Below are 12,182 nucleotides of genomic sequence, written 5' to 3' on the forward strand. Positions count from 1 at the left end.
TACTAGAGGCTAGACTCAGGAGATTAAGTCAAGTTTTCCATACCTAAAGTTATTCATGAGTTACTAATTTAGTAAAATCTCTAACAAGGTCCTATCCCAAAATATATATGGAATCCAAGTATTTACAAAGTGATTTTGGCAATAAAAGTTAAGATGCGGTCGTATATTCGGCTTCTTATTGAAGGAGCTACCTCCTAGCCTTTGATGTTTTGCGCACCTATTGTCCTCATCGAGTTATCAGCCTCTTAAAGCGTCACATTTTGGTCAGGTTTTCAGTAGGTTGGGCTTACCTTTTATGCACCATCATTTCGTAAAATATAAATTTGTAGTCGTGTTATGCGGTAAGTAAAACGGGCTTATATTCTGTTTCATATCTAAGCATTGCCCATGCGGTTCGAACCACTTTGTTTGCAAGAGCAATACAAGCTTTTTTAAAACCAATCCGTTCTATTATTTTAATGAGCCAAGCATCTTTTTGAGTTCTTGGTATGTCGGGTAGTCTTCCCACATAGGACATAGCACCAAAATAGAGTACTTTGCGAAATATGTTTGCTTTATCGATGTATCTAAAATGGAGATACACTAACAGGATACTGAGTGATCTCCATACATACGTCACATTTATAGTAGATGGCTTTAGTTACTTGTCCCACCACTCATTTTGGATCTGAGCAAGAGTATAACTTTTTCGATGTTGCATTCTTAAGTAGTAACTTGATATTTCTGGAAACTGATCCTTATTTAACCACTTGCTATAACCTAACAAGTCAAGTCTTGAGAGCACTACAGTCCAAATTACATCAGCTAGTGTATAAACATTGCCTAAAAGAAAGTCATTACCTTCAAGTTGCTTTTCAGCAAATGAAATAGCTTCCAATGCATATTGTTCAACCTTTTCTATATGCTTGCTATTAACCCTAAATAGTTTGCTATTTTCTGAGCGCTTTGCACAAACAATATAGTTATCTTTAAGTTCAGGATATTGCTCGGCCATTAAGAGTGCCTTGGTGATACGGGCATCCAATATCTTTTCAGATTTTTCCATTGATGGATGGCGCGCATAACTAAGGATCTGAAGATCAATATCATCAGCTAAATTAATTAACTTATCCATTAATCGACAATCACTTTCACCTGATGGTACCAAGTTGTTACCTTCTGATAAAGAAGCGATGGAGCGAATAATATGAGCAGAATCAGTTAATACTTTTGTTGTGCCATTTCGAATCTCTACAGTAGGAATTACTCCTTGTGGATTGAGTTTCAAATACCATGGGTCTAACTGTTCTTGTTTTCGCATAATATCAATAACACGGCCAGACCAAGCAAGCCCCTTTTCTTCAAGTGCGAGTCTTACTTTCATCGAACAAACTGATAGTGGGTGGTGATAAAGCATTAATGATGTCATAGTGTTAGGAACCTATCCTCTAATCTTTGAAAAAACGAGTTAAATCGCTTTATATTCGCGGTTTAACTGGCAGCATACGTGGTAATACATCAGCCTCTGGCTTATCTAAAAAACGATGTTTAAGTACACCTGAAATATGAGAAAATAATGCAGCCATGAATATATATACTAGTGAAACGTGCGCTTGCTTGGCTATTAATCCCATTTCTGGGTTTTTTTCAAATAGCAAAGGTAAATCTACCAATCCGAATATACTAACAGGATGACCAAATAAACTCGTCATAGTATAGCCGCTAAATGGGATTGCCAGCATTAAAAAATATAATGAGACTGTAATTATTTTTGATAATAACTTCTCCCACCTTGCTAGTACATTTGGCAATTGTGGATAGCTATTAATACTACTCCATATTATTCGGAGAATAACGAGTTGCATAAAGATAACACCAAACGATTTATGCATACCTGTGAGTTGCATTTTACTTGGTTCCGTTTTATCTAAGCCTGTCATGTAGGTGCCTATAGCAATTAGTATTAATATTATAATCGCCATTCCCCAGTGTAAAATTTTAGCGACAGCTCCGTACTTTTTTTCATCTTCATGAATAGTACCCATGGTTAGCCTCTCAATTGAGTTTTAGAGAAATTAATATCCAATATAAGCACTGGCTAAAAGAGAACCTAGTAGCCAGTATGTAGCATTTCCACCTGAAGCATTGGTAAGAAAAGCGCTTCACTTTACCGTTAAATTAATACTGTTTTAACCAAAGCACGCCAGCAGGTGTCAATTGATATGACGCTATTTTCTTTTTAGCTAAAGGTAATTCATCTAATATGTTTTGTGCTTCATTCTCAGTTTTCGCTTTGATAAAGAAAATCACTTTACCCACATCACCTTTATGCACAATTACTTCCGATTTTTTGTTGTCTAGATAGACATTCTCTATTGTGCCACTAACCCATAGTTCTAGTACTTTATCCATCTGCTCTTTCAGAGTGGTTTTGAATAAGTTGGCATCATTCACTTCAAGCGTCCACGTAACCATATATGTGTTGCGCATGTCAGCATCACTCGCGTGTACTGGTAAAATTGAAGTAAAACTCAATAAAATGAGTGATATAGCAAGTAGTCGTTTTTTCATAATATGCATCCTAGATAAAGTCTCATTGTGTTGTCGTATTTAAAGGTCAAACTCTAATGGTAACCACTTACGTAAAAGGTAATTATTACCCACCCATTGTTCGTTTTTTGTTATCGGATCGCTTTCAAATTGTTAACTTCAATTTTATTGTATTTATATGGTGATATATATATTCTTAAAGTAAACTCATTGTTTACTCAGGAGTGCTAATGTGAATATTTTAACTCTTATGGAAACTTTTTCTGTTGTTGTAGATACAGGAAGTTTTACGGCGGCAGCGGAGAAACTCGGGTTCTCTAAATCATTTATCAGCAAACAGATCTCCACCTTGGAAGATGATTTAGGAACTCGCTTACTATATCGTACGACTCGTAAATTGAGCTTGTCTGATGAAGGCGGACAGTTCTATAAGCACTGTAAGATCATCATGGCAGAAGCTGAGAATGCTCGAGCTGAGGTCATGGATAGCCAAGGTGCACCAAAGGGAAAAATACGCCTAACATTACCTCAAAGCCTTATCATTTCAGGTTTTGGTCAATTACTAATAGAATTTCAACTTCAGTATCCAGAAATTGAGCTTGAAGTAATAGCCAGTGGGCGTACTGAAGACTTAGTGGAAGAAGGTATAGATATTGCGCTAAGAGTAGGACAATTAGAAGACTCCAGTCTGATCTCTCGTCGGTTAGCAGACTGCACGTTTCAAGTCGTCGCTTCTCCCCAATATATAAGAAAATCTGGAGCACCTTACCAACCAGCAGAGCTAATGGAACATAATTGCTTAATTTATAGCGACTCCAAGATTAATCGGGGTTGGCCGTTTCTCTCTCCTAGTGGTGAATCAATTACTGTAAAAGCAAAAGGTAGTTTAACGAGTAATGATGGTGGTTTAATAGTTGAGAGTATTCTTAGTGGGGTAGGCATAGGCTTTGGGCCTAGTTTTTTATTCAAAAATGATATTGAAGAGGGGCGTTTGCAATTACTACTCAGCGATTACTACCAACCAGCCACTACAATATCAGCCTTATATCCACTAAATCGAAATCTATCACGTCGAGTCAGGATGTTGGTTGACTATTTATATGAGAGACTATCGGTTTAGTTGCATTTATAGAGTTCCATAAATTGTTTAGTTTAAAACCAAGGAAGCCTTTTTGATTAAAGCAGACAGAAGATACAACAATCGGTGCTATGCATACATTTAATCAAATTTTTCCATATTTTAGCTAATTCGTGTTTTGTTAACTTAAGTAGAGGCACAAAGTAACTTCTGTCCAAAATATTCATAGTCTGAATTTTTATGCGTGGCATTTTCGAGCTAGAAAATGCTCCTTTAACATTGTCCTCCATAAGTACGTGTTCGCAGGATAGACGAACTCCCCCAAATACAGCTCATATGACACCCAAATTTCATTACACATGATAAATGGGTATCATCGTGAGATTCTTGCTTCAAATGAACATACCGATTTTTGTCCTGCAAATCGCTTTTAGAATATTACAAATCATGGTGATTAAGTGTCTGAAACCTTCACTAAGAGCGTTTAAGGGGGCGGTAGAGGCTGTTTTTGATAACTAAATCGCAGGTTTTACATAATAGGAATAGTGACACTGATTGTTGATGTGAAATTAAGATGCTTGGTCTTTTGGCGCTTTCTGGTACTTTAAGTTAGATAATTTACTAAGAAAAAAGGTTGAGACATATGATTGTTGTTGATGTTCCTACATTGAGTAAGCGTCTTGTTGAGTCTGGTGTTCCTGAGAAAAAAGCGTCAGCCATTGCCATGGGAATAAACCAAGCAATAAGTGACTGTAACGTCGTATCTAAGTCTTTCTTGGTGGCAAAGATAAAAAAAATTGAAAAGAAATGGTCTCAAAAACTTTTTGCAGTCATCTTTTTTAGTGTGATACTTAATGCTTTGATGATGTATGTAGTTTTAAAAGGTGAATTTTGAACCATTTAACGTAACTGTACTCCATGAGCACCTAAATCAAGCGCTAGCTCGACGCAACTTCCTTTGCAATATATGTGGTTATCGATGATTTGCTAAATTATTGAAAGACCTGAGAAACTTTTGTCCAGAACCTTCACCCGTTTGTGATCATCAAGCTCTTCTAAAAACACCCTCAAGCAATTGGCTTGAGGGTATGTTCTAGGTTTCAATTTTTCGTCTTCTGGTTTAGTTGGTGGGCACATTGCACCAAGTTCTATTCCTCAAGCAAGGGAACGGCTCACCTTCAAGCCTTAGTAGGCACAGCACTTCAGATAAGCCGATTTAATCTTGCTATGATTTTTCTTTTAGCATCTCCCGCACCACATAATGCAGGATACCACCATGTGTGAAGTAGGTGGCTTCAGTGCTCGTGTCGATACGCGATAACAGATTGCAGCGCTTATTCGTGCCATCGGGATAGTTTATAAGCATGGTGTATGTCTGCCCGGGATGAATTTCTCCTGATAGACCTTCTATGTTGATGGTTTCTTTGCCACAGAGCCCAAGGCTTAGCCTGTCGGTGCCTTGTGGGAACTGTAACGGTATAACGCCCATACCGATGAGATTGGAACGGTGAATTCGTTCATAAGACTCGGCCACTACTGCCTTCACACCTAACAAGCGGGTGCCTTTTGCTGCCCAATCTCGGCTCGATCCTGTTCCATACTCTTTCCCGGCTATCACAACCAAAGGGGTGTTATTTTCCTGATACTTCATGGCAGCATCGTAAATCGTCATTTGCTCACCGGTGGGTGTATACGTGGTATAGCCGCCTTCTACATTCTGCAGCATTTCATTTCGGATCCGCACGTTGGCAAAGGTTCCTCTCATCATGACTTCATGGTTTCCTCGTCGAGATCCATAAGAGTTGAAATCTGTAGGCTCCACACCATGAGATTGCAAGTATATACCTGCTGGAGTGTCTGGTTTGAATGAACCTGCTGGAGAGATATGATCGGTCGTAACCGAGTCACCCAGTAGCGCTAATATGCTCGCATTTTTTATATTCTCAATCGCGTCGGGTTGTGTTTGCATGCCGACGAAAAATGGTGGCTGTTGAATATAGGTCGAGTTATCGGACCAGGTGTAGACTTTACTTTCCGGAGCTTTAAGCGCTTTCCAGTTGTCATCACCTTCAAATACTTCGCCGTATTCCTTATGAAACATCTCGGTTTTTACGCGCAGCATGGCTTCATCGATTTCTTGCTGAGTAGGCCATAAGTCCTTGAGATAGACGTTATCTCCATTTGCATCAATGCATAAAGGGTCTTTAGTTAGGTCAAGTCGCACATTGCCTGCAAGTGCGTACGCGACCACCAATGGTGGCGAGGCCAGCCAGTTAGTTTTCACCAGAGGATGAACCCGGCCTTCAAAGTTACGATTCCCTGAGAGCATTGAAGCGACGGTAAGATCGTTATCTATAATGGCCTTTTCTACGGCAGGCGGCAAAGGACCGGAGTTACCAATACAAGTGGTGCACCCATAACCCACCAAGTTAAATCCCAGTTGGTCTAAGCTTTCCTGAAGTCCTGTGACTTTTAAGTAATCGGTGACGACCTTGGATCCCGGAGCAAGAGATGTCTTAACCCAAGGCTTGGTTTGCAATCCTCTTTCTATTGCTTTTTGGGCTATCAGCCCAGCGGCGATCATGACGCTCGGGTTCGAGGTGTTAGTACAGGAGGTGATTGCTGCAATGACCACCGAACCGGGCATGAGATGCGTTTTCACACTGTCGATATCTAAATTGGCGTTGGTTATCCGTTGAGCGTTACTGTCGGTACTGTTCTGATCTTTGTTTCGTTTAATTTTCTTATCTTTTTCCTGTGGTGTCACTTCTGTTGTTTTCATGAAAAGGTCGAATGCTGACTTAATATTTTTAAGAGCCACGCGATCTTGGGGGCGTTTAGGCCCGGCAACACTCGCTTCCACTTTATCCATATCAAGTTCTAGGTGGTCAGTGTAAATCGGTTCATGATTTGGCTCGCGCCACAACCCTTGAGCCTTGGAGTAAGCCTCAACCAAAGCTATCTGAGAGGCTTCTCGACCGGTAAGTTCTAAGTATTTTAATGTTTGTTCATCGACCGGAAAGAAGCCACATGTTGCGCCATATTCAGGCGCCATATTGGCAATGGTTGCTCGGTCGGCTACGGGCATATCTTTCAATCCATCCCCATAGAACTCGACAAATTTACCAACGACCCCTTTTTTGCGTAACATCTCGGTCACGGTGAGCACAAGGTCGGTTGCATTAATGCCTTCACGCAATTTTCCGGTAATTTTGAAGCCGACCACCTCAGGGATAAGCATAGAAACTGGTTGGCCTAGCATGGCGGCCTCAGCTTCGATGCCGCCCACTCCCCAACCTAAAATGCCTAAGCCATTAATCATTGTTGTATGCGAATCGGTCCCTACAAGCGTATCAGGGTAGGCAATCGTTTTTCCGTCGAATTCTTTATACCAGATGGTCTTACCCAGATACTCTAGGTTCACTTGGTGGCAGATCCCCGTTCCTGGAGGAACCACGCGGAAGTTATCAAAAGCTTGTTGCCCCCATCTTAAAAATTCATAACGTTCTTGGTTTCGTTGCATTTCAATACTGACGTTATCTTTGAAGGATGAAGTATCACCAAAATGGTCAACCATCACCGAGTGGTCAATCACTAAGTCAACAGGGGTTAAAGGGTTAACTAATGCAGGGTCTTTACCTGACAGCCGTACCGCTTCCCGCATCGCTGCCAGATCCACGACGCTTGGAACGCCAGTAAAATCTTGCATGAGAACTCGAGCGGGTCGAAATGGGATCTCGGTATCAGACCTGCGCGATTTGAGCCACTCAGCCATGGCATTTATATGCGTTTGAGTGACAGCAAAAGAGTCTTCATTACGCAAAAGGTTTTCCAGCAGGACTTTCAGACAAAAAGGTAACTGGCTTAGATCGCCCAATGTGCTTTCGGCTTTTATCAGGCTGTAATAGTGATAGTGCCGACCGCCCACAGTTATCACTGAAAGTGTATTTAAGCTGTCTTTACTCCATTGTTCGCTTGGCATGAAGTGCCTCCTATTATACAGTGCGTGATACGGCTCTTTGTGAGCATGCCAGCCTTGTTGATTGACCAACAGACGCGTCTATAATTTAGTATGACAAACTTTAGGAAAAATGTAGGTCGTTCTATTGAAGATCCGGAGCAACGTCGATGTTTCATTGAAATGAAGTTGAGATGATTGACGAATGTCACGAGTAAGATTTTGTGCTAAATAGGGACAGTTACAAAAAAGCCATGAACAGTGGAGCATGCCTCTGTCGACATACCCCGTACTTTCTATCCTGTGACAACATTTGTATTGATATAATCGGCATTCTGGCTTATGCGTAACCATACTTTTTCATGGAAGAAGTAAGCCACAGAGTTTATTGCAGGTTCTATTGTTGCCATTAAACCACCGAGGAAAGCGTCGCCTGTTAATGCATAAGTTACCGTAAACGCAACGCTAAAGTGAATGGTGGCAAAGCTGACTGTTTTTACTTGAGTCATGGATTCTCGGCGCTTTAGAAAGGCGACTTTTTGCCAAGTTTTTTCATGTAGATAAAAAGCACCCGTATTAACTGAAGGCTCGACCATGGCAATCAAACTACCGAGTAGGAAGTCGCCTGTTAAGCTAAAAGCGACCAAGGTTGCAATGGTAAAGTGAAAAGCTGCAAAAGTGATTGTCTTGATCATCGTATTATCCTAAAGCGGTTCATCTGAGTTGATAGAACCATTATCGATAATTATTATCATTTACGGAAGTGGATTGATTCTATGGTAGTGATAGGTTTTGACAATCAAGCGTTAGAAATAGATCAGTGAGTATTAAACAAGGTAAGGGCAAGTATTTTGCCCTTATTGCTTTAAATCGAATCGTATAGCCGATGATTCACATACGGCTTGTTATCTAAAACGACTCTTCATCATTAGTAATAAGAAATAGCCACTTCCCATTATTGATACTAATGTGCCGGCAGCAATATTGAATGGGTATATCGCTACTTGCCCAAGCCAATCCGCCCAAATCATGAGCGTAATTCCAATGACTCCTCCGGTGAGCAGTTGCGGTGTCGCTTTCTTTGCGCCGAGCATCATTGCCATATGAGGGGCAACAAGGCCGACAAAGGCTACCGGTCCCATTGTTGCGGTCGAGAAAGCACACAGTAATGCTACCAGAGAGAGACCAACCACATTTACTAGGTTAGCATTCAAGCCGCGAGCGTTGGCAAACTGACGGCCAATAGCAATCACGGTTAACCATCGAGATAACATCAGTACGATTAACACTAATGCCGCACTAGCGGTAAGTAACAGCATGGCTTGTTCTTGCGTTACGCGGTAACTAGATCCGGTTAGCCATAGTAGTGTTTTGTAACTATCGCCCGTTCCCTTAGCAAGTGAGAACTGGATGAAAGCTTCGAGCATTGCAGTAAGTGCAATACCAGACAAAATGAAGTTAGACGGATTAAAGTTGTGTTTTTTTCCTAGTAGAAGTAACGCAATAAGCACCGTTACACTGCCTAGGAATGCAACCATCCACTCAGAACCGGAGAATGCACTTCCAACAAATAGAGTTGTGGTGACAATAGCAAAGGTAGCGCCAGAGGAGACCCCTAAAATATCAGGGCTTGCCAAAGGGTTATAGACTAAGCGCTGTAAGATCACACCAGCAACCGATAGCGCTAAACCTACTGATATTACGGTTATGAGTCGGGGCCAGCGAAGCTGCCATTGATATTCATTTGGAGAAGACATCATCAACCCATTTGAAGTCGTAGTTGCGAAAATATAAAGCAAGCCGCCGATCAAACAAGCGGATAGGATAAGGCCAATCGTTGATCTTGAGATGCGACTTTTTCCTTCACCCATCGAGAGGTTGAGTTGATCCTGCGCGTGCAAAGGTTTACGGCTAAACCAAATGAGCGCCGGCGCACCAATCGCCGCTGCTGTCACTCCGCTAGGAATCGTTTCTTCAAACCAAAACGTCAGTAGCATGGCTAGCGTGTCGGTAAAGATCAGTAACCCAGCGCCGAGTACAGCACTTGATAGCAGTTGCTGCCGCGGTGTTCTCGCCCCTAACGCTCGGGCAATATTTGGTGTGAGTAAGCCAATAAAGCTAATGATGCCAACGGCGGTAATTGAGGCTGAAACCAACCAAATACCCATTACCATTAGCAAGGTAAAAGCAGGAACTACGGGTAGCCCCCTTGCTGTTGCGCCTTCTTGGCCAAGGCGAAGTAATGTCAGAATTCTTGGGGCAATGAGGAATAAAACGAGCGCAATACCCGTCTTCGGCAGCAACCATTCGAACCAATCCCAACTGTATTGGGTAAGATCGCCTGCGCCCCACATGAATACGTTTTGGGCAAATTGAGCATTGAGTACCACAATTGCCGCAGCGACTGAACCGAGCAAAATATTAATGACCATTCCAGAAACCACCAAAGGAAGCCCCGTCATATTCTTGAGCCCGACAATTGCCACAATAAGCCCAAACGCCATTAATGCACCGACCATGGCAGCCAATGCTGAGTAATCTGCAACGTAATCGACAAACCAAACATTCATTACAACAAGCGCTAGCCATGCACCGGATGAACTGCCTAGGGTGAGCGGTGAGGTGAGGTTATTCTGTGTCAGTTGTTGCATTAAGCTTCCGACCAGCCCAAGCATCGCACCCACTAATATCGCCATAGCTAGACGCGGGAGTTGGGAGTCAATAAAGAAGATCTCATCAAAGCTGGTGGCAGAGCTTGGTGTCGTGATTAAGCTGAATTGCTGGTCAAATGCGAGTGATGTATCAATCTGTAGGCTGAAAATCGCGAAGCAAACAAGTGCCATTAAGGAAGAGGAGACTAGTTTGATGTTCATTTGTCCTCCGCCAGCTCAATTAAGCTGTCTGTAATGGCTTCAGCTAAATAAAGCAATGACATTGCTCCGCCATAGTTCCACACAGATCGCACTGAATTGACTCGGCCCTCTTTCACAAAAGGTAGAGCTTGCCATAGGCGGGCATCTTTCAATTTTTCTTCTTGAGGAAAGGGCTGCATATACAGAACATAACTCGCACCTGCTTGTTGCAACGTGTTGATGCGAGTTTGTTGAATTCCCCATGCTCTCGGCCTAACGGGAATTGGGTTATTAAAGCCAAGCTGTGACACCACGTATTGTGTCGAAGAGTTATTTGAATACAAGAACACAGAATTCAATGTAGAGAATCGCATCACGACCAAGTCGGTGTTTGGTGTGTAGTAGGGGGCGAGCTTCTGCTTCAATTCAGAGAGTTTAACTTCCACCTCTGCTAACTGTTGCTTTGCGATGTCTTCTTTATCGAGTAGCTTACCAATGGTTTTAAAGTGCGCTATTGCAGTGTTAGCGGCATTTTCTTTTTCAGTGAAATTGGGTAGGTAAACCACAGGCGCAATTTGCTCCAAGATCGGCAAAATGTCTTGCTGTGGTGACGCCGCTAAAATTACGTCGGGTTTGAGATTCGCAATCAGCTCTAAGTTAGGCTCTGAGCGCGAACCAATATCGGTAATCTCTTTTGGGGCTTCAGGTTTTACCACCCAAAGTCGATAACTCGCAAGCTCCGGTGCGCCCACTGGCGTGACACCTAGTGCCAATACTTGCTCAAGGAGATCCCAATTGAGAACCACAACTCGCTTTGGCGTTTCGGCAAAACGATGTGAACTGACTTGGTTTTCAATCGTCTCAGCAGCATGGCTGAAAAATGAGACCAGCACCGAAACCACGATGACAAGTAGACGAAGGTGAACATTAATCAGGCGCATACAACCGCAACCTTTTGACTCGCTACGCTATTCCCTGGGGCTGGGTGGTCAATCAACTGAATCGATGATTCGTATAAGTTGGATAGACGTTGTTCATCCAGCAAGATGTCAGCAGGTCCCTCAAACGCAATTTGGCCCTGTTTTAATGCAACAATATGAGTGGCATAGCGAAGCGCGAGGTTAAGATCGTGCAGGATCACAATGATACCGACATTTTCAGTTCTGTTGAGTTCCGACAATAATTGCATGAGTTGAAACTGGTGATGGACGTCTAACGCGGATGTTGGCTCATCTAAGATAAGTATTGGCGATTGTTGTGCTAAGAGCATCGAGACCCAAGCGCGTTGGCGTTCACCACCCGATAATTGGTCGGCTAAGGTGTCGGCAAATTGTGTTATCCCCGTCCGTTCCATAGCCGCTTCAATAATAGAGGTATCTTCGCTGTTCCAACGCCCCAAGGCACCACGCCAAGGAAAGCGGCCTAATTTGACTAACTCACGCACAGTTAAGCCTGCCGATGCAGGTAGTTTTTGTGGCAAATAAGCGATCTTCTTCGCTCGCTCTTTGGTTTTGTAATCGGTCAGAATGTTGCCGTCTACTGTCACTCTCCCTTCGTCAGCGGCCATTTGGCCAGAAAGAAGGTTAACCAGTGTCGATTTACCTGAACCATTGTGGCCAAGTACGATGGTGAGTTCGTCAGTTGGAATTGATAAGTCATCGACCTGAAAAATGGTACGTCCACCGCGGCAAACTTTAATATCAGAGAGTTGGTACATAAATTTAGTTGTCTATAGATACGAAAAAGCCCCCTCATAGGAGGGGGG

At 42.6% G+C, this 12,182-nt stretch carries 10 protein-coding genes and 1 pseudogene; 2 read left to right on the top strand and 9 right to left on the bottom strand.

Features of this window, described 5'->3' with window-relative positions; all coding sequences use genetic code 11:
* Positions 1 to 334 precede the first annotated feature (334 nt).
* From OCT63_RS15245 to OCT63_RS15260, 4 genes and pseudogenes are all read right to left on the bottom strand, one after another.
* Positions 335 to 541: pseudogene (locus tag OCT63_RS15245) on the bottom strand (IS110 family transposase); the annotation flags it as partial.
* A gap of 99 nt (positions 542 to 640) precedes the next feature.
* Complete coding sequence (locus OCT63_RS15250) at positions 641 to 1,408, bottom strand: glutathione S-transferase family protein (RefSeq protein ID WP_269984003.1); 768 nt, start codon at positions 1,406 to 1,408, stop codon at positions 641 to 643.
* A 49-nt stretch (positions 1,409 to 1,457) separates the two neighbouring features.
* A complete protein-coding gene (locus tag OCT63_RS15255) occupies positions 1,458 to 2,024 on the bottom strand; it encodes a cytochrome b (RefSeq protein ID WP_269984004.1) in 567 nt (188 codons plus the stop codon).
* A 133-nt stretch (positions 2,025 to 2,157) separates the two neighbouring features.
* Positions 2,158 to 2,550: a hypothetical protein gene (locus OCT63_RS15260; protein WP_161675250.1), complete on the bottom strand. Its 393-nt coding sequence runs from the start codon at positions 2,548 to 2,550 to the stop codon at positions 2,158 to 2,160.
* Positions 2,551 to 2,761: 211 nt separating this feature from the next.
* Here OCT63_RS15260 and OCT63_RS15265 point away from each other — a divergent pair, with 211 nt between their 5' ends.
* Both OCT63_RS15265 and OCT63_RS15270 read left to right on the top strand, forming a co-directional pair.
* Complete coding sequence (locus OCT63_RS15265; RefSeq protein WP_269984005.1) at positions 2,762 to 3,649, top strand: LysR family transcriptional regulator; 888 nt, start codon at positions 2,762 to 2,764, stop codon at positions 3,647 to 3,649.
* A gap of 601 nt (positions 3,650 to 4,250) precedes the next feature.
* A complete protein-coding gene (locus OCT63_RS15270) occupies positions 4,251 to 4,502 on the top strand; it encodes a hypothetical protein (RefSeq protein ID WP_161675248.1) in 252 nt (83 codons plus the stop codon).
* Positions 4,503 to 4,832: 330 nt separating this feature from the next.
* On the opposite strand, the gene acnA is transcribed toward OCT63_RS15270, so the two are convergent.
* From acnA to OCT63_RS15295, 5 genes are all read right to left on the bottom strand, one after another.
* A complete protein-coding gene (gene acnA / locus OCT63_RS15275; RefSeq protein WP_269984006.1) occupies positions 4,833 to 7,589 on the bottom strand; it encodes an aconitate hydratase AcnA in 2,757 nt (918 codons plus the stop codon).
* Between the two features lie 272 nt (positions 7,590 to 7,861).
* Positions 7,862 to 8,260 carry a DUF2061 domain-containing protein gene (locus tag OCT63_RS15280; protein WP_269984007.1) on the bottom strand — a complete coding sequence of 133 codons (399 nt, stop codon included), beginning with the start codon at positions 8,258 to 8,260 and terminating at the stop codon, positions 7,862 to 7,864.
* A 210-nt stretch (positions 8,261 to 8,470) separates the two neighbouring features.
* Complete coding sequence (fhuB, locus tag OCT63_RS15285; RefSeq protein ID WP_269984008.1) at positions 8,471 to 10,438, bottom strand: Fe(3+)-hydroxamate ABC transporter permease FhuB; 1,968 nt, start codon at positions 10,436 to 10,438, stop codon at positions 8,471 to 8,473.
* Positions 10,435 to 11,358, bottom strand: coding sequence for an iron-siderophore ABC transporter substrate-binding protein (locus tag OCT63_RS15290; protein WP_269984009.1), 924 nt, complete (start codon positions 11,356 to 11,358; stop codon positions 10,435 to 10,437). The genes fhuB and OCT63_RS15290 overlap by 4 nt, the downstream gene beginning before the upstream one ends.
* On the bottom strand, positions 11,349 to 12,134 hold the full coding sequence (locus tag OCT63_RS15295) for an ABC transporter ATP-binding protein (protein WP_161755089.1): 786 nt from the start codon (positions 12,132 to 12,134) through the stop codon (positions 11,349 to 11,351). Before OCT63_RS15295 ends, OCT63_RS15290 begins: the two co-directional genes overlap by 10 nt.
* Positions 12,135 to 12,182: the final 48 nt, after the last annotated feature.

Source organism: Vibrio sp. RW, assembly GCF_027587105.1.
In the GTDB taxonomy this organism is placed as follows: Bacteria; Pseudomonadota; Gammaproteobacteria; order Enterobacterales; family Vibrionaceae; genus Vibrio; species Vibrio toranzoniae.